This window comes from Streptomyces sp. NPDC056373 (genome assembly GCF_042262425.1).
Taxonomy (GTDB): Bacteria; Actinomycetota; Actinomycetes; order Streptomycetales; family Streptomycetaceae; genus Streptomyces.
Map to the genome: position 1 here is coordinate 1 of NZ_JBHJPX010000030.1, position 20,044 is coordinate 20,044.

Consider the following 20,044-nt stretch of genomic DNA (forward strand, 5'->3'; position numbering starts at 1 on the left):
GACGTCCACACACCCCGCAAAACGAGGGCTACCACGTCCCGGAACAAGAAGTCGACCACTCCCCGCCCCCGCCGCACAGGTTAAAGATCAAGCTAGGGGGTGTTCTGAAAGTCCCGCACAGCACCCACGGCGCCCGGCACGCACCCTCGCCACGCCTGTGCGTCTGTGCCCCGCTCCAGGCCCGCGCCCGCGTGGAGTTGTGGGCATCGGTCCGGGTGGCCAGGGTGGTTCGTCGATCGCGGACCGTACGTGGCCGGTCGCGCAGTTCCCCGCGCCCCTCACCCCGCGCCTCACCTCAGCCCGAGACCAGCCGGGCCGCCTCGTCCGCACATCCCCAGGCCACGGTGACGCCCGCGCCGCCGTGGCCGTAGTTGTGCACCAGCAGCCGCCCGTCCGGCAGGGTGTCACGCTCCAGCCGGACCGCCGGCCGGGTGGGCCGCAGTCCCACCCGGTGCCCCAGCACCCGGGCCCCGGCGACCTCCGGCCGGAGGGCCGCACAGCGGCGGATGATCGCCTCGGCCGTCTCGGGGTCGGGCTCCAGCGACCACGCGTCCTCCTCGGAGGTACCGCCGAGGACGAGTCCGCCCGGCTGCGGGAACAGATACGCGTGTTCCCCGGCCGCGTCGGTGGAGACCAGCCAGGTGTCGATCCCCGGGTTCTCCACGACGACCAACTGCCCGCGCACGGGCCGCACGGAGGGGTCCGGTACGAGCTCCCGCGCGGCGAGACCCGTGCAGTTGACCACGACGGGTGCGTCCACCTCCGCGAAGGAGGACACCGAACGCGTCTCGACCACACCGCCCGCCGCCGTGAACCGCTCCCGCAGCCACGGCAGATGGGCCGGCATGTCGATGAGCGGCAGCCGCGCCCACAGGCCCGTCCCCGCGTATTCGCCGGCCGTGGCCGCCCGCAGCCCCGGCACCCGGCCCGCCAGCCACGCGTCGGCCTCGTCGAGGCGGACCTCGCCCTGCACCCCCTCGGCCATGCGTACGCCTGCCGGTTCGGGCCCTCGCGCCAGCTCCTCGTACACCTCCAGCGACCGCAGTGCCCACACGCGTGCCGTCGCGACCGGCTCGATCCGGTACGGCCACCACAGGGCGCCCGCGACGGCGGAGGTGGTCTCATCGACGGCGTCCCGCGTCCACACCCGCACCCGTCGGCCCCGCTCCGCGAGAGCCAGAGCGGTCGTCAGCCCGATGACCCCGCCGCCGACCACCACGATCTCGCCACCCGGTTCACGTGTCATGCCCCGGACCGTAGCGGAATCCGTCATGCCGTGCTCACATCACGCGCAGTGTGGGGATACTCACCGTATGTGTGCCGAGTACGCGACCTTCGGCCTGGCGCCCGCGATGCGGGCCGGGGGAGTACGCAACGACGGTGGTTACCAGGTCCACCGGGACTTCGTGGACTTCATCGTCGACGGACGCCCCCTGCTGTTCCAGCTCTCCGACCTCGACGCGGTCTCCCCGCTCGCCTCCGACGTCCCACCCGCGATCTTCACCGCGCAGGTCCGCAGCCTGCTCCTGGAAAGCCCGCCCCCGCTGCCCGGCGGTCGCTACGTCGTCTACGGCTGCCCCGAGTGCGAGGACCTGGCCTGCGGCGCCGTCACCGCGGTGATTCGCCGCGACGGCGATGACTTCGTCTGGCGGGACTTCGCCTGGCAGACCGACGAACACGCCGACCTGGAGCTCAACGGGTACCACGGCATCGGTCCCTTCCGCTTCCGCGGCGCCGAGTACCGGACGGCGCTGAGCGCCCTGCTGAACGGCTGCGCGCCCGATCCCCGGCGCCGCGTCCTGCTGATCGGCGCGCGCGTCGCCGTCCTCGCCAGGCTGGCCGCCGCCCTGCGCACCATCGGCGTCGGCGCCGACATCGCCCGGGACGCGGACGGCGTACCCGCCGACGAACTCAGCCGCTACGGCGCTGTCGCCTTCGGTCACGCGGCCGGGGAGCGGGAACGCGCCGCCGTCCGCCTCGCCTTCGAGCGCGCCGGGGTCCCGGTCGCCCACGTCGACGGCCTCGCCCCGATCGTGCCGCTCCTCGTCGCCCAGATCGAACACGCGCTGGACCGCAGCCCGGCCGAGCAGCGCCGCCTCACCGGCCTGAGGGTGACCGACGGCGGCGCGGACGTCGACATCACCTCGGCCTGCCGCGTCACCCTGACCGTGTACCGCCTCGACCGGCTCTCCCGCACCCGCGCCCACGAGGTCTTCGACGGCGTCCTCCCGGCGGGCCGTCACCGGCTCGCCCTCGACGCGAAGGCGGCCAGGGGCCGGTCGTTCGTCGTGGCGCGCACCTCCGGAAGCGTCCTGGTGGCGGCCGTACGGCAGTGAGCGGCCCGGCGGCTAGGATCGGCGGCCTGATGACTGCCACCCTCGTCGCCAAGAACCTCGCCGCCGGCCACGGCGACCGCTCCCTGTTCACCGGACTCGACCTGGTCGTCGCGCCCGGCGACGTGATCGGCCTGGTCGGTGCCAACGGCGCGGGCAAGTCCACCCTGCTCAGAATCCTCGCCGGACTCACCGCTCCCGAGCAGGGCGAACTGCGCCTGTCCCCGCCGACCGCCACCGTCGGCCACCTCCCGCAGGAACCGGACCGCCGGCCCGACGAGACCGTACGGGCGTTCCTGGCCCGCCGCACCGGCGTCGCCGAGGCCCAGTGGACCATGGACGAGGCGACCCAGGCCCTGGTCGACGGAGCGCCCGGCTCCGACGACGCCTACGCCACCGCCCTGGAGCGCTGGCTCGGGCTCGGCGGCGCCGACCTCGACGAACGCGCCGAGGAGGTCGCCGACGGCCTCGGCCTCGCGGTCGGCCTGGACCAGCCGATGACGTCCCTGTCCGGGGGACAGGCGGCCCGCGCCGGACTCGCCTCCCTGCTCCTGTCCCGCTACGACGTCTTCCTCCTGGACGAGCCGACCAACGACCTCGACCTGGACGGCCTGGAGCGTCTCGAACGCTTCGTGAGCGGTCTGCGCGCCGGGACGGTGGTCGTCAGCCACGACCGCGAGTTCCTCACCCGCACGGTCACCAAGGTCCTCGAACTCGACCTCGCCCAGCGGCAGATCAACCTCTTCGGCGGCGGCTACGAGGCCTACCTGGAGGAGCGGGAGGTGGCCCGCCGGCACGCACGCGACGAGTTCGAGGAGTACGCCGACAAGAAGGCGGCCCTCCAGGACCGCGCCCAGACGCAGCGCTCCTGGATGGACAAGGGCGTGAAGAACGCGCGCCGCAAGGCGGGCAACGACAACGACAAGATCGGCCGCAAGTTCCGCAGCGAGGCCAGCGAGAAGCAGGCCGCGAAGGCCCGCCAGACGCAGCGCATGATCGAACGCCTGGACGTCGTCGAGGAGCCCCGCAAGGAGTGGGAGCTGCGGATGGAGATCGCGTCGGCCCCGCGCTCGGGGGCGGTCGTCGCGACCCTGCGGGACGCCGAGGTGCGCCACGGCGGCTCCGGCGGGTTCGTCCTGGGGCCCGTCTCCCTGCAGATCGACTGGGCGGACCGGGTGGCGGTGACGGGTGCGAACGGCGCCGGCAAGTCCACGCTGCTCGCCGCTCTCCTCGGCCGGGTCCCGCTTCAGGCCGGGCACGCCGCGCTCGGCTCGGGCGTCCTGCTCGGCGAGGTCGACCAGGCCCGCAAGCTGTTCCACGGCGAGGAGTCGGTGCTCGACGCCTTCCGCACGTCCGTCCCGGACACCGAACCGGTCGAGATCCGCACTCTCCTGGCCAAGTTCGGCCTCAAGACCGATCACGTCCTGCGCCCGGCGGCGAGCCTCTCCCCGGGCGAACGCACCCGGGCCGCGCTGGCGCTGCTCCAGGGCCGGGGCGTCAACCTGCTGGTCCTCGACGAGCCGACCAACCACCTCGACCTGCCGGCCATCGAGCAACTGGAGTCCGCTCTCGACGCCTACGAGGGCACCCTCCTGCTGGTCACGCACGACCGCCGCATGCTGGACGCCGTGCGCGTCACCCGCCGCCTGGAGGTGGCGGACGGCAAGGTGACCGAGCGCTAACGGGCCGTCAGGCGCGTGGCCAACTGCGGGTAGCCGACGACGAACCCCCCGTCGTCGAACTCCAGGTCGCTGCGGAAGCCGCCGGAGGAGTACCGGGCCCGCCCGGGACCGAGATGCGTGTAGGTCTGCCGCGACGGCCGCACCGCCAGGTCCGGTACCGACACCCAGGCCATCAGGAACTCCCGCTCGCCGGGCGTCCGATGGAGCCCGTGCCGGAGCACCGGCATGGTGTTGGTGAGCGGGCACAGCCCGAGATCGCAGTCGAGCGCTCCGTCGACGTCCGGGAGCGGCTCGCCGTTCGCGGTCCAGCCGCCCTCACCGTCGTGGAGCAGATCGAGCGCGCGGGTCCCGGCCTCGGCCTCCGCCGTGACAGTCAACCGCCTGGTCACGAATCCTTCGGCGGTCTCCAGCTCGTACGAGATCCAATACGGCTCCGGAACGGTACCGACAGCCCGCCCACGCGCCCGCAGCACGCCTTCTCCGAGCTGGACCCAGGCGGTCTCGAACCCCTGGCTCCCGGACACTTCCCAGGTGATGGCACGCATTCGGCAAGCCTAGAACGGAAAGGGCGCGAAGCGCCTCTTTCCCAGGGGCGCGGGGAACTGCGCGACCAGCCACAACCGGCCCGCAGCTCCCCACGGCCTCCCCGACGGAACAGTCAGCGCTTGCCACCCTTGGGGTCCGCCAGCCCCGCGCGGCGCAGCGCATCGGCCATCGCGCTGTTGGCAGGCGGCGGCGCCTGACGCGAACCGCCACCACCGCCACGGCCACCACCACGCCCACCCTGCCGCTGCTGCGGCGGACGCCCGCCGCGCTGCCGCCGCTCACCGGAGCCGCCGCCCTGCTGCCCCTGCTGAGCCGCCTCGTCCTCCAGTCGCAGCGTCAGCGAGATCCGCTTGCGCGGGATGTCGACGTCGAGCACCTTCACCTTGACGATGTCGCCGGGCTTCACCACGTCCCGCGGGTCCTTCACGAACGTCTTCGACATGGCGGAGACGTGCACCAGGCCGTCCTGGTGGACACCGACGTCGACGAACGCGCCGAACGCGGCGACATTCGTCACGACGCCCTCCAGGACCATCCCGGACGACAGGTCGGAGATCTTCTCCACGCCCTCCTTGAAGGCGGCCGTCCTGAAGGCCGGGCGCGGGTCGCGACCGGGCTTCTCCAGCTCCTTCAGGATGTCGGTGACGGTGGGCAGACCGAACGTCTCGTCCACGAAGTCCTGCGGCTTCAGCGAGCGCAGCACCCCGGTGTTGCCGACGAGCGAGGCGACCTCCTGCCCGGTGGTCTTCACCATGCGCCGGACCACCGGGTACGCCTCGGGGTGCACGCTCGACGCGTCCAGCGGGTCGCCGCCGCGGATCCGCAGGAAGCCCGCGCACTGCTCGTACGCCTTCGGGCCGAGCCGCGCCACCTTCTTCAGCTCACCGCGGGCCTTGAACGGCCCGTTCTGGTCCCGGTGCGCCACGATGTTCTCGGCGAGTCCGGAGGTGATGCCGGAGACCCGGGCGAGCAGCGGGGCCGACGCGGTGTTGACGTCCACCCCCACGCCGTTCACACAGTCCTCCACCACCGCGTCCAGCGAACGCGACAGCTTCACCTCGGACAGGTCGTGCTGGTACTGGCCGACGCCGATCGACTTGGGGTCGATCTTCACCAGTTCGGCCAGCGGGTCCTGCAGCCGGCGGGCGATCGACACGGCGCCGCGCAGCGACACGTCCATGTCGGGCAGTTCCTGCGAGGCGAAGGCGGACGCCGAGTACACGGACGCGCCCGCCTCGGACACCATCACCTTCGTCAGGTTCAGCTCGGGGTGCTTGGTGATCAGTTCGCCGGCGAGCTTGTCGGTCTCGCGGGACGCCGTGCCGTTGCCGATGGCGACCAGCTCGACCGCGTGCTCCTTCGCGAGCCGGGCCAGCTTGGCGATGGCCTCGTCCCAGCGGTTGGCCGGCACGTGGGGGTGGATGACGTCCGTGGCGACGACCTTGCCGGTCGCGTCGACCACGGCGACCTTCACGCCCGTACGGAAACCGGGGTCCAGGCCGAGCGTCGCGCGCGTGCCCGCGGGGGCGGCCAGCAGCAGGTCGCGCAGGTTCGCCGCGAAGACCCGCACCGCCTCGTCCTCGGCGGCCGTACGCAGCCGCAGCCGCAGGTCGATTCCGAGGTGGACGAGGATGCGGGTGCGCCACGCCCAGCGGACCGTGTCCTTCAGCCACTTGTCCCCGGGGCGGCCCCGGTCGGCGATGTCGAACTTGTGGGCGACGATCCCCTCGTACGAGGAGGGGCCGTCCGTCTGCTCCTCGGGCTCCAGGACAAGGTCGAGGACCTCCTCCTTCTCGCCGCGCAGCATCGCGAGGATGCGGTGCGAGGGCAGCTCGGTGAACGGCTCGGCGAAGTCGAAGTAGTCGGAGAACTTGGCCCCCGCTTCCTCCTTGCCGTCCCGCACCTTGGCGGCCAGCCGCCCGCGCACCCACATGCGCTCGCGCAATTCGCCGATCAGGTCGGCGTCCTCCGAGAACCGCTCGGTGAGGATCGCCCGGGCGCCGTCCAGCGCGGCCTGCGGATCGGCGACGCCCTTGCCGGCGTCGACGAACGCGGCGGCCGCCGCGAGGGGATCCACGGCGGGGTCGGCGAGCAGCCCCTCCGCCAGCGGCTCGAGCCCCGCCTCGCGGGCGATCTGCGCCTTGGTGCGCCGCTTGGGCTTGTACGGGAGATAGATGTCCTCCAGGCGCGCCTTGGTCTCGGCGCCCCGGATGCTCGCCTCCAGCTCCTCGGTGAGCTTGCCCTGCTCGCGCACCGACTCCAGGATCGCGGTCCGCCGCTCCTCCAGCTCCCGCAGGTAGCGCAGTCGCTCCTCGACGGTGCGCAGTTGCGCGTCGTCGAGCATCTCCGTCGCTTCCTTGCGGTAGCGGGCGATGAAGGGCACCGTGGAACCGCCGTCGAGCAGTTCCACGGCGGCCCTGACCTGCCGCTCCCGTACGCCGAGCTCCTCGGCGATCCTGCCTTCGATGGACACTGCGTTGATGGACCCGTTGGACCCGGGTGTCGTCACGATCCCGTACCGCCTTCTCCGCTGAGGTTGCGCGGCAATTGTGGCAGGTGGCACCGGCACATGGGGATCAGGGCGGCACCCGGCAGGTCCGTGTCCGGATCAGGCCCTGCGGGTGGAGGACGAGGCCCCGCCGAACAGCCGGGCCAGGGCCCGGAAGGGCAGGGTCACGACGGTGGCGATGGCACCGCCGATCTGGCGCAGCACGTCTGCAATAGCACGGAACACGGAATTCCCCTTTCTCCACTCCCGGCCGCGACAGCCGGTGGAGAGCGGGTACCTCACAGACGCGTCACTATGCGTCACCCTTGCCGATCAGATCCGCCGGGTACGCCCCGGCCACCAGAGCCGCGTGCGCGAACACCCCGCCCAGCTCGGTCAGCCGTGCCACGCCCTCCGGACCGAGGTGCTCGTACGGGGCACGGTCCAGGCGGTCCGTCTCCTCCTCGATCTCCCGGCGCAGGGCGACGCCCTGCCCGGTGAGGTCGCCGGAGGCGTCCAGCAGCCCGCGTTCCCGCAGCCGGTCCGTCGCCGCGCCCCAGTCCTCCCGGCTCCAGCCCCGGGTGGCACACACCCACTTCGGGTTCATGCCCTTGCCCGTCGCCGTGTGGGTCACCATCGCCTCCAGGCCGTCGAGACCCGCGGACATCAGAGCCGCCAGGTGCCCGTCGCCCCGGTGCTCACGCAGCAGGGTCGCCGCGTGCCAGTACGCGAGGTGCGAGTCCTCGGGGGCGGGCAGGTCGGCGTGGGCGGCGTACAGCGGCCGTGCCGCGCGTGAGCAGGCCTCGGCCGCGCGCAGCGCGAGCCGCGCGGCCTCGGCCATCTCCGCCGACGTCAGGGCCTCCTCGCCGAGCAGACGGCGCAGGGTCGCGTCCACCGCACGCGCGCGTGCCGCGAGGACCCGCGAGGGCGCGGCGGTCTCCCACACCGCCGGCACGTGCCGCGCCACCAGCTCGTACTTGTAGTTGTAGAAGGCCGCCGCCACCGGGCCGGCGCCGACCGGGCCGAAGGCGGCGGCCCGCACGGCGAAGTTCACGGCACGCGGATCGGTGACCCCGAGGGCGCCCAGCTCCCGCCCGAGATCGGGGGAGAAGTAGTGCGTCGAGTGCAGGGAGTTGAGCACGTTGTGGCAGCGTCGGCCGGCGCGCGGCTCCAGAGCGGCAGTCGTCATGCCCGGCAGATTACCAACCGCTTGGTATGTGCTCTACGGGCAGGCGCCGCATGGCAGGAAAGGTGGGCTACTCGTCATTGCGGCCATGTCCGGGCCTCGCGAAGAATCGACGGCATGGCCCCTCGCACGGTTCTCGCCGTCCTCTTCGACGGCCTGCAGAGTCTCGACGTCACCGGCCCCCTGGAGGTCTTCGCGGGCGCGGACGTGATCTCCCCAGGCGCGTACCGGATCCGCACCGCCTCCCTGGACGGCGCGCCCGTGCGGACCACCAGCGGCCTGACCCTCGTCCCCGACGAATCGCTGGCCGGGGCGAGAGACCCGGACATCCTCCTCGTCCCCGGCGGACCGGGCAGCCTGCGGCCCGACCCGCGCCTGGTGGACTGGGTGCGCGAACGCGGGCCGCGCGCCTCCCGTCTGGTCTCCGTGTGCACCGGCGCGGCCGTGCTCGCCGGGGCGGGCCTGCTGGACGGCCGCCGCGCCACGACCCACTGGGCGTACTGCGACCGGCTCGCCCGCGAGCACCCGGCCGTCGAGATCGACCCCGACCCCGTCTACGTACGCGACGGGCACATCTCCACCTCGGCCGGTGTCACCGCCGGCATCGACCTGGCCCTCGCCCTGGTGGAGGAGGACCTGGGCCGGGACGCCGCCCTGGCGATCGCCCGGCACCTCGTGGTGTTCCTTCGCCGCCCGGGCAACCAGGCCCAGTTCAGCGCCCAGCTCGCGGCCCAGACCGCTCACCGGGAGCCCCTGCGGGACGTCCAGCGGTGGATCACCGACCACCCCGACGCGGACCTGTGCGTCGACACCCTCGCGGCCCGCGCCCGTCTCTCGCCCCGCCACTTCGCCCGCGCCTTCCGCGCGGAGACCGGCATGACACCGGGCCGCTACGTGGACCGCGTCCGCCTCGAACACGCCCGGCGCCTCCTGGAGGACACCGCCGACGGTGTCGAGGAGATCGCCCGCACCAGCGGCTACGGCACGCCCGAGGCCATGCGCCGGGCCTTCGTCCGGACTCTCGGAACGCCCCCGGCCGAGTACCGCCGCCGATTCCGCCCCGCGACCACGCCCTGAACCCGTCGACAGCCATCCACAGCAACCGACAGCCACCGACAGTCAACGACGCCGGCCGACGAAAGGTCCCCATGCAGATCGCCATCGTTCTCTACGACCGCTTCACCGCCCTCGACGCCATCGGCCCCTACGAGACCATCGGCCGGCTCCCGGACGCGGAGACCGTCTTCGTCGCCGAGGAGGCCGGCCCCGTGCGCAACGACTCGGGGAACCTCGCGCTCATCGCCGACCGGACCCTGGCCGACGTACCGCACCCCGACATCGTCGTGGTCCCCGGCGGCCCGGGCCCGCTCCCGCTGGCGACGGACGGGCCCCTGCTCAGCTGGCTGCGCACCGCCGACGCCACCAGCACCTGGACCACGTCCGTGTGCACCGGCTCCCTGCTGCTCGCCGCCGCCGGACTGCTCCGCGGCCGCCGCGCCACGTCCCACTGGCTGGCCCTGGAGGAGCTGAAACGCCACGGCGTCGAGCCGACGGGGGAGCGGGTCGTCACCGACGGCAAGTACGTCACCGCGGCCGGCGTCTCCTCCGGCATCGACATGGGCCTCACCCTGCTCGGCCGGATCGCGGGCGACGACCACGCGCAACTCGTCCAGCTGGCCACCGAGTACGACCCGCAGCCGCCCTACGACGCCGGATCACCCGAGAAGGCCCCCGCACACCTCGTCGAACTGCTCCGCACGCACTCCGGCGTCATCCTGACGTAGGCACGCTCCAGCCGAACCGCGGCTGCCGGCGCTCCAGGAACGCGGCGACACCCTCCGCGGTGTCGCCGCTCGCCCGCGCCTGCCCGGCCCAGTGCGCGTCCCGGTCCGTACGTCCGTTCGCGAACTCCTTGGCCGCCGCCTGCGTCAGCTGCGAACGGGATGCCAGGACCCGGGTGAACTCGGCGACCCGCTTGCCGAGTTCAGCCTCGGGCAGCACCTCGTCCACCAGCCCGGTGCGCAGCGCCCGCTGCGCGTCGATCAACTCCCCGGAGAACAGAAGGTACTTGGCGGTCGCCGGGCCCACCAGCGACACCAGCCGCCGGGTCGAGGACGCCGAATACACGATGCCGAGCTTCGCGGGTGTCACACCGAACAGCGCCCCCTCCTCGGCGAACCGCAGATCGCAGGCCGCCGCCAGCTGCGACCCGCCGCCCACGCAGTGCCCCCTGATCGCGGCCAGCGTCGGCTTCGGGAACGCGGCCAGCGCCTCCTCGGCGCGCACGGCCAGCCCCTGCGCCTCCTCGGACGAGCCGCGCAGCGTCGAGATGTCGGCCCCGGCGCAGAACGTGCCGCCTTCGCCGGTCAGCACCAGCGCCCGTACGGCCGGATTCTCCGCGAGCTCCTCCAGCAGCGGAGGCAGGGAGCGCCACATCGTGGCCGTCATGGCGTTGCGCTTCTCGGGATGACGTATGACGACCGTCGCGACCGGCTCGGTCACGCGGTGCTCCAGCTGCGGCTCCATGCGCCGGATGCTATCCGGATGCCAAACCCGTACAACCCGAATAGTTCGCCGAGACGGCACAACAGGGGCAGGACCAGTCCCACAACTGACCGTGTCATACGCCAACGGTCAGAAGCGCTCGATACTTGCTGACTTCTGTTCAGTCCCGGGGTGCGAGGCGCATCGTTACCAACACTCGGTGTGTGGCGACAATCGAGCGCGAGGGTGGCGACCGGACTATGGACGACGACGGGCGCGGGTTCGGTCCGCGTCCAGAGGGCGGCGCGGCGCCCTTCGGCCCGGGGCCCGTGGATCCGCTGCCGTACGAAGGGGTCTGGAGGTTCACCGCACCGGCGGTTGACGCCTCGGTCCCCCAGGCACGGCACGCCGTGCGGGACCTGCTGCTGCGGCAGGGAGTGCCGGTCTCGGACGACCTGGCGCAGGGGCTGCTGCTGATCGTCTCGGAGCTGGTGACGAACGCCGTGAAGCACGCGGCCGTGCTGTCCCCGACGATCGCCGTCGAGCTGGCCGTCGGTGCCGAGTGGCTCCGGGTGTCCGTGGAGGACAACCATCCGTACCGGCCCACCGCTTTGGAGACGGACCACGGCCGCACCGGCGGGCGCGGACTGCTCCTGGTGCGCGAGGTCACCCGCGAGGCGGGCGGCGTGTGCGAGGTCGAGCACACCGCGAGCGGCGGCAAGGTGGTCTGGGCCGCCCTGCCGCTCAAAGCCGCGCGCTTCGCCTGACGCCCCCCGGCGCCGGGATCACCAGCCGGCGGACGGGCCCGTCAGCTCCCTGATGGCCGGCCGGGCCGCGTCCAGGACGGTCATGAACCAGGACGAGAAGGTGTCCTTGGTGTGCCGCTCCGCCAGCTCCGGCGGGGTCACGAACACCGTCGACGCCACCTCCTCCGGGTCCGGCCGCACCACGGCCTGCACCATGCCGACGAAGAGGTGGTTGTACTCCTGCTCCACCAGGCCGGACTCCGGGTCCGGGTGGTTGTAGCGGACCGTGCCCGCCTCGGCCAGCAGGGACGGGGACGCGCCGAGCTCCTCGAACGTGCGCCGCGACGCCGCCGCGAAGGGCGCCTCGCCGGGGTAGGGGTGCCCGCAGCACGTGTTCGACCACACACCGGGGGAGTGGTACTTGCCGAGCGCGCGCTGCTGGAGGAGCAGCCGGCCGTACTCGTCGAAGAGGAACACCGAGAACGCGCGGTGCAGCTGTCCGGGCGGCTGGTGGGCGGCGAGCTTCTCCGCGGTGCCGATCGTCACGCCGTTCTCGTCGACCAGTTCCAGCAAAATCGCGTCTGCGGTGCCGTTCGACGGGTTGTGCGTCGCGGTGGCAGGTGTGATCGGCATACCCATCCTTCACATCGGTCTTCGCGCCCCAAGTCTGCCGTACGAATCCGGCACTCCCGGCACTTCGCGGCACGCCCGCATGTCCCGCGCGGTGGCGCGGACCGCGGCCGGCACCGGTCGGACGCCGGGAAAGGGACCCGGTAGATGATCGTGCCCGGCCGGGCAGGCGGAAATTCGTCCATGCCGGGGCTGTGGGGCTCAGGGTGCGGGCCTGCGGCGGTAGGTTGCGCTCTCCGGCGCACGAGCAGCGAAGTGCGCCCCACCTGCTCCTGCCTGCCCCACCTGACCCGGATGCCCAGGCCCCACCAGAGCCTGGGGACCCACCGCGTCAGTGGCAGAGCCGCGCCTCGTGCTCCGCGTGCCCGACCGGTTCCAGCTGGAAGGTGCAGTGCTCCACGTCGAAGTGGTCGCCTAGGCAGCCCTGGAGCTCGTGGAGCATCTTCTCGTGGCCGATCGCGTTCAGGGCCTCCGAGCTGACGACGACGTGCGCCGACAGCACCGGCATGCCGGAGGTGATCGTCCATGCGTGCAGATCGTGCACGTCCTCGACACCGTCCGTCGCGAGGATGTGCGACCGCACCTCCGCCATGTCGACACCCTTGGGAGCGGCCTCCAGCAGCACGGAGAGCGTCTCGCTCAGCAGCTTCCAGGTCCGGGGGGCGATCATCAGCGCGATGACGAGCGAGGCGATCGGGTCGGCGGGCTGCCAGCCCGTGAGCATGATCACCACGGACGAGACGATCACCGTGACCGATCCCAGGGCGTCGGCCGCCACCTCCAGGAACGCGCCGCGCACGTTCAGGCTCTCCTTCTGCCCGCGCATCAGCAGCGACAGCGAGACGAGGTTCGCCACCAGGCCGATCACACCGAACAGCAGAGCCAGCCGGCCCTCGGTCTCCGCCGGCGTGATGAAACGCTGGACCGACTCGTACACGACGTAGCCGCCGGCACCGAGCAGCAGCAGACAGTTGGCCAGGGCGGCGAGGATCTCCGCCCGGGCGTAGCCGAAGGTCGCCCGCTCGCTGGGCGGCCGGTTCGCGAAGTGGATCGCGAGCAGTGCCATGCCGAGACCGAGGGCGTCCGTCGCCATGTGCGCGGAGTCCGCGACGAGCGCCAGGGAGTCGGCCAGGGCGCCGCCGACGATCTGCACGACCACGATGCCGAGCGTGATCGCCAGCGCGACGCGCAGTCTGCCGCGGTATGCCGAGGTCGCCGTACCGCCGGCCCCCGCGCCGTGCGCGTGCCCGTGATCGTGCCCAGCCCCCATGAGAAGTCAGCCTCCCTGTGTCCGCCTGATCGGTGTTCGGCGACCCCAGTGAACTACGGGGAGGGGGTATGTGCAACGCGGCACTGAACACCGTTGTCATGTGCCCTGACCTGCGGAAACGAAGTGCAGGTCAGGGCGTCACGGGGGGTCATGAGCCGTGGTGCAGCTGCCAGCCCCGCCAGGCCGACTCGGCCATCTCGCGCACCCCGCGCCGGGCCGTCCAGCCGAGCTCCGTGGCCGCCCGGGCGGCCGATGCCACCGCGCGGGGGGCGTCTCCGGGACGGCGCTCCTCGACGAGCGGAGGCCGGCGGTCGCCGGTGACCTCGCCGATGACCGTGACGAGTTCGCGGACCGAGACACCCTCACCGCGGCCGATGTTGACCGTCAGGTCACCCTGGCCGCCGCCCCCGGCCAGTCGCCGGGCCGCCGCCAGATGGGCCTCGGCGAGGTCGGCGACGTGAATGTAGTCACGCACGCAGGTGCCGTCCGCGGTCGGGTAGTCGTCGCCGAAGATCCGGGGCGCCTCGTCGCGCGTCAGCCGGTCGAAGACCATCGGGACGATGTTGAAGACGCCCGTGTCCGCCAGCTCCGGCGCGGCGGCGCCCGCCACGTTGAAATAGCGCAGACATACGGTGGAGATCCCGTGCGTCTTTCCCGCCGCCCGCACCAGCCACTCCCCGGCCAGCTTGGTCTCGCCGTACGGGTTCACCGGCGCGCAGGGGGTGTCCTCCGTGATGAGGTCCACACCCGGGTCGCCGTACACGGCGGCGGACGAGGAGAACACGAAGCGCTCGATCCCGGCCTCGGCGACGGCGTCCAGCAGGGTCACCAGACCTCCGACGTTCTCCCGGTAGTAGCGCGTCGGCTGCGCGACGGACTCGGCGACCTGCTTGCGCGCCGCGAGATGCACCACGCCCGTCACGCCGTGCTCGGCGAAGACCCGCTTCAGCAGCTCCCCGTCCAGCGAGGAGCCCCGCACGAGCGGGACCGCGGCGGGGAGCCGCGCGGGCACCCCGGCCGACAGGTCGTCCAGGGCGACGACGCTCTCCCCGGCCTCGGTCATGGCCCTCGCCACATGTGCTCCGATATAGCCGGCACCGCCGGTGATCAGCCATGTCATGGTCGCCCACCCTATGCGGACGGGTGCACGAGCTGCGCAATGTCCTCGATGTCCGATTGAGGGGGCACGGTTTGTGGGGCGGGCCCCGGATCCACGATGATGATCGCGGCAAAGGCTCGTGCGAACCGCGTCGATCCATCCGCCGAACAGGCGGTGAACGTGGCCCTCCCGGCATCCGATAGCCTCTGCCGACACGCCGCCCGGGAGCCACCGGAGAAGGCGCCCCCATCATGTACGTCACCGGCGCGGACGCGCCGGTACCCAGGGAGTGAATTCGGTTGTCGACCGCCATCCTCACCGGCCAGCCGGTCCCCGGATCGTCGATCGAGGCCGACCTGCGGTCCCTCGGGTTCGACCTCCGGACCGCGACCGACGCCGCCGAGGCCGAGACCCTCCTCGCCGAGGTACCCGGCGACCAGAGGGTCGCCCTGGTCGACGCCCGCTTCGTGGGCCACGTGCACGCGCTGCGCCTCGGCCTCACCGACCCCCGCTTCCCGCTCGCCGCGATCCCCGGCGCCGTCACCGCCCAGCCCGCCGGCCGAAAGGCGCTGACCCGGGCGATGGCCCGCGAGAACTCCGCCGGCGGCGGCACCACCCTCGTCGACAGCCTCGCCGACCGCATCCTCACCGCCCTCGACGCCGACGGCACCGCCGTGCACCGCCCGGAGCTGGGCAGTCTCGTCGCCGCCGTCCCCGTCGACCCGCAGGCCCGCAACGAGGCGCGGCAGGCGGTGAGCGACGTCGACGACGAGGCCGTACGCCTGAAGTCGGCCGTGAAGGCCCGCGACGGCTTCTTCACCACCTACTGCATCAGCCCCTACTCCCGCTACGTCGCCCGCTGGTGCGCCCGCCGCGGCCTGACCCCCAACCAGGTCACCACCGCCTCGCTGATCACCGCCCTCATAGCGGCGGCCTGCGCGGCCACCGGCACCCGCGGCGGCTTCGTCGCGGCCGGCGTCCTGCTCATCGCGTCCTTCGTGCTGGACTGCACCGACGGCCAGCTCGCCCGCTACTCCCTGCAGTACTCCACGCTCGGCGCGTGGCTGGACGCCACCTTCGACCGGGCCAAGGAGTACGCCTACTACGCCGGCCTCGCCCTCGGAGCCGCCCGCGGCGGCGACGACGTGTGGGCCCTGGCCCTCGGCGCCATGGTCCTGCAGACCTGCCGGCACGTCGTGGACTTCTCCTTCAACGAGGCCAATCACGACGCCACCGCCAACACCAGCCCCACCGCCGCCCTCTCCGACAAGCTCGACAGCGTCGGCTGGACGGTCTGGGTCCGCCGGATGATCGTCCTGCCCATCGGCGAGCGCTGGGCGATGATCGCGGTGCTGACGGCGCTCACCACGCCCCGCATCACCTTCTACGCGCTGCTCATCGGCTGCGCGTTCGCGGCCACGTACACCACGGCGGGCCGCGTGCTGCGGTCGCTGACCCGCAAGGCCAAGCGGACGGACCGGGCGGCGCAGGCGCTGGCCGACCTCGCCGACAGCGGCCCGCTCGCCCAGGGTTTCGCGCAGGCGCTCAAGAAGCCCGCCCGCGGGCTGCCGGGCTTCACCGCCCCCGCCATCGCCCTGCTCGGTGGTCTGGCGGTCGTCCTCACCGCGGCGCTGACGGACTTCGGCGGCCCCTGGCCGGTCGTCGCGGCCCTCGGCTACGTCCTGACCTCGGGCCTCGCCGTCGCCCGCCCCCTCAAGGGCGCCCTCGACTGGCTGGTCCCCCCGTTCCTGCGCGCCGCCGAGTACGGCACCGTCCTGGTCCTGGCGGCCGAGGCGGACGTGCAGGGGGCCCTCCCCGCGGCCTTCGGGCTGGTGGCCGCGGTCGCCTACCATCACTACGACACGGTCTACCGCATCCGCGGCGACGCCGGGGCGCCCCCGGCCTGGCTGGTGCGCTCCATCGGAGGGCACGAAGGGCGGACGCTGCTCGTCACCGTCCTCGCCGCACTGCTCACCGCCTCGCAGTTCAAGGTCGTGCTCACGGCACTGGCCGTGGCCGTGGCCCTCGTGGTGCTCGTCGAGAGCATCCGCTTCTGGGTCGGCGCCCACCAGGGCGGCGCACCCGCCGTACACGATGAAGGAGAAACCGCATGATCGGCCTCGTGCTTGCGGCCGGCGCCGGACGGCGTCTGCGCCCCTACACCGACAGCCTCCCCAAGGCGCTGGTGCCGGTGGGCCCCGCGGGCATAGAAGGCGAGCCCACGGTCCTCGACCTGACCCTCGGCAACTTCGCCGAGATCGGTCTCACCGAGGTCGCGATCATCGTCGGCTACCGCAAGGAGGCCGTGTACGCGCGCAAGGAAGCCCTTGAGCAGAAGTACGGCCTCAAGCTCACCCTGATCGACAACGACAAGGCCGAGGAGTGGAACAACGCCTACTCCCTGTGGTGCGGGCGTGACGCCCTCAAGGACGGGGTGATCCTCGCCAACGGCGACACCGTCCACCCGGTCTCCGTCGAGAAGACGCTGCTCGCCGCCCGCGGCGACGGCAAGAAGATCATCCTCGCCCTCGACACGGTCAAGGACCTCGCGGACGAGGAGATGAAGGTCGTCGTCGACCCCGAGAAGGGCATGACGAAGATCACCAAGCTGATGGACCCGGCCGAGGCCACCGGCGAGTACATCGGCGTCACGCTGATCGAGGGCGACGCCGCCCCCGAGCTCGCCGACGCCCTCAAGGCCGTGTGGGAGACCGACCCGCAGCAGTTCTACGAGCACGGCTACCAGGAGCTGGTCAACCGCGGCTTCCGCATCGACGTGGCGCCGATCGGCGACGTCAAGTGGGTGGAGATCGACAACCACGACGACCTCGCCCGCGGACGGGAGATCGCGTGCCAGTACTGACCCGGCTCATCCCCTCGCCGCTCGTCGTCGACATCCGCCCGGGTGCCCTCGACGACCTGGCCTGTGTCCTCGCCGACGAGCGCATCTCGCACTCCGGCCGTCTCGCCGTCGCCGTCAGCGGCGGCTCGGGCGCCAGGCTGCGTGAGCGCATCTCGCCGAGCATGCCCGGCGCCACCTGGTACGAGGTCGGCGGCGGCACCCTCGACGACGCGGTCCGGCTGGCGAGCGACATAAAGGCCGGCCACTTCGACGCGGTCGTCGGCCTCGGCGGCGGCAAGATCATCGACTGCGCCAAGTTCGCCGCGGCACGGGTCGGCCTGCCCCTGGTCGCCGTGCCCACGAACCTCGCGCACGACGGCCTCTGCTCGCCGGTCGCCACCCTCGACAACGACGCGGGCCGCGGCTCCTACGGGGTGCCGAACCCGATCGCGGTCGTCATCGACCTGGACGTCATCCGCGAGGCCCCGGTGCGTTTCGTGCGCGCGGGCATCGGTGACGCGATCTCCAACATCAACTCGATCGCCGACTGGGAACTGGCCAACCGCGTCAAGGGCGAGAAGATCGACGGACTCGCCGCCGCCATGGCCCGCCAGGCAGGCGAGGCGGTGCTCCGGCACCCGGCGGGGGTCGGCGACAACGGCTTCCTCCAGGTACTCGCCGAGGCGCTCGTCCTCACCGGCGTCGCGATGTCGATCTCGGGCGACTCCCGGCCGGCCTCGGGGTCGTGCCACGAGATCAACCACGCCTTCGACCTGCTCTACCCCAAGCGGGCCGCCGCCCACGGCGAGCAGTGCGGTCTCGGCGCGGCCTTCGCGATGTGGCTGCGCGGAGCGCACGAGGATTCGGCGTACATGGCCGAGGTCCTGCGCCGCCACGGCCTGCCCGTGCTGCCGGACGAGATCGGCTTCACGACGGACGAGTTCGTCAAGGCCGTCGAGTTCGCCCCGGAGACCCGGCCCGGCCGCTACACCATCCTCGAACACCTCGACCTGAACACCGAACAGATCAAGGACATCTACGCCGACTATGTCAAGGCCATCGGTAGCTGAACTCCGCCCCGTCGTTCACCCCGCGGGGGTGAAGGACCGGCGCAGCGGTGAGCACTGGATGGGACGCCTCTACATGCGTGAGGTGTCCCTGCGGGTCGACCGTTACCTGGTGAACACCAGGGTCACACCCAACCAGCTCACGTACCTGATGACCGTCTTCGGTGTGCTCGCGGCCCCGGCACTGCTCGTGCCGGGGATCGCGGGCGCCGTGCTCGGTGTGGTGTGCGTCCAGATGTACCTGCTGCTGGACTGCGTCGACGGCGAGATCGCGCGCTGGAAGAAGCAGTACTCGCTCAACGGGGTCTACCTGGACCGCGTCGGCGCCTACCTGACCGACGCCGCCGTGCTCACCGGCTTCGGCCTGCGCGCCGCCGACCTGTGGGGCACCGGCCGCATCGACTGGCTCTGGGCCTTCCTCGGCACCCTGGCCGCCCTCGGCGCCATCCTGATCAAGGCCGAGACCGACCTCGTCGGCGTCGCCCGGCACCAGGCCGGCAAGCCGCCGGTCAAGGAGGCCGCCGCGGAGATGCGCTCCTCCGGCATGGCGCTGGCCCGCAAGGCCGCCGCCGCCCTGAACTTCCACCGGCTGATCCTCGGCATCGAGGCGTCCCTGGTGATCCTGGTGCTGGCCATCGCCGACCAGGCCCGCGGCGACCTCTTCTTCTCGCGGCTCGGCGTGGCCGTCATGGCCGGCATCGCGCTGGTGCAGACCCTGCTGCACCTCGTCTCCATCCTCGCCTCCAGCAGGCTGAAGTGAGCGGCATGAAGGTCGGCGCCGTCATCATCACCATGGGCAACCGGCCCGAGGAGCTGCGCGCCCTGCTCGACTCCGTCGCCAAGCAGGACGGCGACCGGGTCGAGGTGGTCGTCGTCGGCAACGGCTCGCCCGTCCCGGACGTCCCCGAAGGCGTCCGCACCATCGAGCTGCCCGAGAACCTGGGCATCCCCGGCGGCCGCAACGTCGGCATCGAGGCCTTCGGCCCCTCCGGCCGGGACGTCGACATCCTGCTCTTCCTCGACGACGACGGACTGCTCGCGAGCCACGACACCGCCGAGCTGTGCCGCACGGCGTTCGAGGCCGACCCGAAGCTCGGCATCGTGAGTTTCCGCATAGCCGACCCGGAGACCGGCGTCACCCAGCGCCGTCACGTCCCCCGGCTGCGCGCCGCCGACCCGATGCGCTCCTCGCGCGTCACCACCTTCCTCGGCGGCGCCAACGCCGTGCGCACCCGCGTCTTCGCCGACGTCGGCGGACTCCCGGACGAGTTCTTCTACGCCCACGAGGAGACCGACCTGGCCTGGCGGGCCCTGGACGCGGGCTGGATGATCGACTACCGGTCCGACATGGTGCTGTACCACCCGACGACCGCCCCCTCGCGGCACGCGGTCTACCACCGCATGGTCGCCCGCAACCGCGTCTGGCTGGCCCGCCGCAACCTCCCCGCGCCGCTCGTCCCCGTCTACCTCGGCGTGTGGCTGCTGCTCACTCTGCTGCGCCGCCCCTCGCGCAGCGCGCTGCGGGCCTGGTTCGGCGGATTCCGGGAGGGCTGGACCACCTCGTGCGGTCCCCGCCGGCCCATGAAGTGGCGTACGGTGTGGCGGCTGACCCGGCTGGGCCGGCCCCCCGTCATCTGACAAGCTCGTATCCGGGAGACACCCGGGAGCCCC

19 protein-coding genes are annotated in these 20,044 nt (G+C 72.3%); 10 read left to right on the forward strand and 9 right to left on the reverse strand.

Translation table 11 applies throughout. The annotated features are described in order from the left end of the window. Positions 1 to 295: 295 nt before the first annotated feature. On the reverse strand, positions 296 to 1,246 hold the full coding sequence (locus ACFCXS_RS38165) for an NAD(P)/FAD-dependent oxidoreductase (RefSeq protein ID WP_376647937.1): 951 nt from the start codon (positions 1,244 to 1,246) through the stop codon (positions 296 to 298). 67 nt (positions 1,247 to 1,313) lie between these two features. Here ACFCXS_RS38165 and ACFCXS_RS38170 point away from each other — a divergent pair, with 67 nt between their 5' ends. Both ACFCXS_RS38170 and ACFCXS_RS38175 read left to right on the forward strand, forming a co-directional pair. Further along, positions 1,314 to 2,336: an oxidoreductase gene (locus tag ACFCXS_RS38170; RefSeq protein ID WP_376647938.1), complete on the forward strand. Its 1,023-nt coding sequence runs from the start codon at positions 1,314 to 1,316 to the stop codon at positions 2,334 to 2,336. A gap of 29 nt (positions 2,337 to 2,365) precedes the next feature. Then, the gene (locus ACFCXS_RS38175; protein WP_376647939.1) at positions 2,366 to 4,015 is read left to right on the forward strand and encodes an ABC-F family ATP-binding cassette domain-containing protein; all 1,650 of its coding nucleotides are present in this window, start codon (positions 2,366 to 2,368) and stop codon (positions 4,013 to 4,015) included. Here ACFCXS_RS38175 and ACFCXS_RS38180 read toward each other — a convergent pair. The 4 genes from ACFCXS_RS38180 to ACFCXS_RS38195 form a co-directional block, all read right to left on the reverse strand. Beyond that, positions 4,012 to 4,560, reverse strand: a complete 549-nt coding sequence (locus ACFCXS_RS38180; protein ID WP_376647940.1) for a putative glycolipid-binding domain-containing protein — start codon at positions 4,558 to 4,560, stop codon at positions 4,012 to 4,014. The genes ACFCXS_RS38175 and ACFCXS_RS38180 overlap by 4 nt on opposite strands. Positions 4,561 to 4,673: 113 nt before the next feature. Beyond that, the gene (locus tag ACFCXS_RS38185; protein WP_376647941.1) at positions 4,674 to 7,070 is read right to left on the reverse strand and encodes a Tex family protein; all 2,397 of its coding nucleotides are present in this window, start codon (positions 7,068 to 7,070) and stop codon (positions 4,674 to 4,676) included. 99 nt (positions 7,071 to 7,169) lie between these two features. Further along, a complete protein-coding gene (locus ACFCXS_RS38190; protein ID WP_267889763.1) occupies positions 7,170 to 7,295 on the reverse strand; it encodes an LPFR motif small protein in 126 nt (41 codons plus the stop codon). Positions 7,296 to 7,362: 67 nt separating this feature from the next. Further along, positions 7,363 to 8,238 (reverse strand): hypothetical protein, encoded by an 876-nt coding sequence (locus tag ACFCXS_RS38195; RefSeq protein ID WP_376647942.1) that lies wholly within the window; start codon positions 8,236 to 8,238, stop codon positions 7,363 to 7,365. 114 nt (positions 8,239 to 8,352) lie between these two features. Between ACFCXS_RS38195 and ACFCXS_RS38200 the strand changes: the two genes are divergently transcribed. Then, positions 8,353 to 9,312, forward strand: a complete 960-nt coding sequence (locus ACFCXS_RS38200) for a GlxA family transcriptional regulator (protein WP_376647943.1) — start codon at positions 8,353 to 8,355, stop codon at positions 9,310 to 9,312. A gap of 71 nt (positions 9,313 to 9,383) precedes the next feature. Then, on the forward strand, positions 9,384 to 10,019 hold the full coding sequence (locus ACFCXS_RS38205; protein WP_376647944.1) for a DJ-1/PfpI family protein: 636 nt from the start codon (positions 9,384 to 9,386) through the stop codon (positions 10,017 to 10,019). Here ACFCXS_RS38205 and ACFCXS_RS38210 read toward each other — a convergent pair. Then, positions 10,006 to 10,761: an enoyl-CoA hydratase/isomerase family protein gene (locus tag ACFCXS_RS38210; RefSeq protein ID WP_376647945.1), complete on the reverse strand. Its 756-nt coding sequence runs from the start codon at positions 10,759 to 10,761 to the stop codon at positions 10,006 to 10,008. The genes ACFCXS_RS38205 and ACFCXS_RS38210 overlap by 14 nt on opposite strands. Before the next feature lie 218 nt (positions 10,762 to 10,979). Here ACFCXS_RS38210 and ACFCXS_RS38215 point away from each other — a divergent pair, with 218 nt between their 5' ends. Next, positions 10,980 to 11,486 (forward strand): ATP-binding protein, encoded by a 507-nt coding sequence (locus ACFCXS_RS38215; protein WP_376647969.1) that lies wholly within the window; start codon positions 10,980 to 10,982, stop codon positions 11,484 to 11,486. A gap of 18 nt (positions 11,487 to 11,504) precedes the next feature. Here the strand turns inward: ACFCXS_RS38215 and idi are convergent, their stop codons facing one another. The 3 genes from idi to galE form a co-directional block, all read right to left on the reverse strand. Further along, positions 11,505 to 12,098: an isopentenyl-diphosphate Delta-isomerase gene (gene idi, locus ACFCXS_RS38220; RefSeq protein WP_376647946.1), complete on the reverse strand. Its 594-nt coding sequence runs from the start codon at positions 12,096 to 12,098 to the stop codon at positions 11,505 to 11,507. Between the two features lie 328 nt (positions 12,099 to 12,426). Then, positions 12,427 to 13,365, reverse strand: coding sequence for a cation diffusion facilitator family transporter (locus tag ACFCXS_RS38225; RefSeq protein WP_376647947.1), 939 nt, complete (start codon positions 13,363 to 13,365; stop codon positions 12,427 to 12,429). Positions 13,366 to 13,513: 148 nt separating this feature from the next. Next, a complete protein-coding gene (gene galE / locus ACFCXS_RS38230) occupies positions 13,514 to 14,485 on the reverse strand; it encodes a UDP-glucose 4-epimerase GalE (protein ID WP_376647948.1) in 972 nt (323 codons plus the stop codon). Between the two features lie 278 nt (positions 14,486 to 14,763). Here galE and ACFCXS_RS38235 point away from each other — a divergent pair, with 278 nt between their 5' ends. Genes ACFCXS_RS38235 through ACFCXS_RS38255 form a run of 5 tightly spaced genes read left to right on the forward strand, consistent with a single transcriptional unit; the run spans position 14,764 to position 20,011 of the window. Next, entirely contained in the window at positions 14,764 to 16,578 is a 1,815-nt protein-coding gene (locus ACFCXS_RS38235) for a DUF5941 domain-containing protein (protein ID WP_376647949.1), read from the forward strand. Continuing rightward, entirely contained in the window at positions 16,575 to 17,327 is a 753-nt protein-coding gene (locus ACFCXS_RS38240) for a sugar phosphate nucleotidyltransferase (protein WP_030840917.1), read from the forward strand. The genes ACFCXS_RS38235 and ACFCXS_RS38240 overlap by 4 nt, the downstream gene beginning before the upstream one ends. Then, on the forward strand, positions 17,315 to 18,376 hold the full coding sequence (locus ACFCXS_RS38245) for an iron-containing alcohol dehydrogenase family protein (RefSeq protein WP_376647950.1): 1,062 nt from the start codon (positions 17,315 to 17,317) through the stop codon (positions 18,374 to 18,376). The genes ACFCXS_RS38240 and ACFCXS_RS38245 overlap by 13 nt, the downstream gene beginning before the upstream one ends. Next, positions 18,354 to 19,133 (forward strand): CDP-alcohol phosphatidyltransferase family protein, encoded by a 780-nt coding sequence (locus ACFCXS_RS38250; RefSeq protein ID WP_376647951.1) that lies wholly within the window; start codon positions 18,354 to 18,356, stop codon positions 19,131 to 19,133. Before ACFCXS_RS38245 ends, ACFCXS_RS38250 begins: the two co-directional genes overlap by 23 nt. Positions 19,134 to 19,138: 5 nt before the next feature. After that, a complete protein-coding gene (locus ACFCXS_RS38255; protein WP_376647952.1) occupies positions 19,139 to 20,011 on the forward strand; it encodes a glycosyltransferase family 2 protein in 873 nt (290 codons plus the stop codon). Positions 20,012 to 20,044 lie beyond the last annotated feature (33 nt).

What these genes read in the sequence shown, in the direction of transcription:
- ACFCXS_RS38165 (WP_376647937.1), bottom strand. Translation starts at nt 1,246, where the DNA reads ATGACACGTGAACCGGGTGGCGAGATCGTGGTGGTCGGCGGCGGGGTC.
- ACFCXS_RS38170 (WP_376647938.1), top strand. Translation starts at nt 1,314, where the DNA reads ATGTGTGCCGAGTACGCGACCTTCGGCCTGGCGCCCGCGATGCGGGCC.
- ACFCXS_RS38175 (WP_376647939.1), top strand. Translation starts at nt 2,366, where the DNA reads ATGACTGCCACCCTCGTCGCCAAGAACCTCGCCGCCGGCCACGGCGAC.
- ACFCXS_RS38180 (WP_376647940.1), bottom strand. Translation starts at nt 4,560, where the DNA reads ATGCGTGCCATCACCTGGGAAGTGTCCGGGAGCCAGGGGTTCGAGACC.
- ACFCXS_RS38195 (WP_376647942.1), bottom strand. Translation starts at nt 8,238, where the DNA reads ATGACGACTGCCGCTCTGGAGCCGCGCGCCGGCCGACGCTGCCACAAC.
- ACFCXS_RS38200 (WP_376647943.1), top strand. Translation starts at nt 8,353, where the DNA reads ATGGCCCCTCGCACGGTTCTCGCCGTCCTCTTCGACGGCCTGCAGAGT.
- ACFCXS_RS38205 (WP_376647944.1), top strand. Translation starts at nt 9,384, where the DNA reads ATGCAGATCGCCATCGTTCTCTACGACCGCTTCACCGCCCTCGACGCC.
- ACFCXS_RS38210 (WP_376647945.1), bottom strand. Translation starts at nt 10,761, where the DNA reads ATGGAGCCGCAGCTGGAGCACCGCGTGACCGAGCCGGTCGCGACGGTC.
- ACFCXS_RS38215 (WP_376647969.1), top strand. Translation starts at nt 10,980, where the DNA reads ATGGACGACGACGGGCGCGGGTTCGGTCCGCGTCCAGAGGGCGGCGCG.
- idi (WP_376647946.1), bottom strand. Translation starts at nt 12,098, where the DNA reads ATGCCGATCACACCTGCCACCGCGACGCACAACCCGTCGAACGGCACC.
- ACFCXS_RS38225 (WP_376647947.1), bottom strand. Translation starts at nt 13,365, where the DNA reads ATGGGGGCTGGGCACGATCACGGGCACGCGCACGGCGCGGGGGCCGGC.
- galE (WP_376647948.1), bottom strand. Translation starts at nt 14,485, where the DNA reads ATGACATGGCTGATCACCGGCGGTGCCGGCTATATCGGAGCACATGTG.
- ACFCXS_RS38240 (WP_030840917.1), top strand. Translation starts at nt 16,575, where the DNA reads ATGATCGGCCTCGTGCTTGCGGCCGGCGCCGGACGGCGTCTGCGCCCC.
- ACFCXS_RS38250 (WP_376647951.1), top strand. Translation starts at nt 18,354, where the DNA reads ATGTCAAGGCCATCGGTAGCTGAACTCCGCCCCGTCGTTCACCCCGCG.
- ACFCXS_RS38255 (WP_376647952.1), top strand. Translation starts at nt 19,139, where the DNA reads ATGAAGGTCGGCGCCGTCATCATCACCATGGGCAACCGGCCCGAGGAG.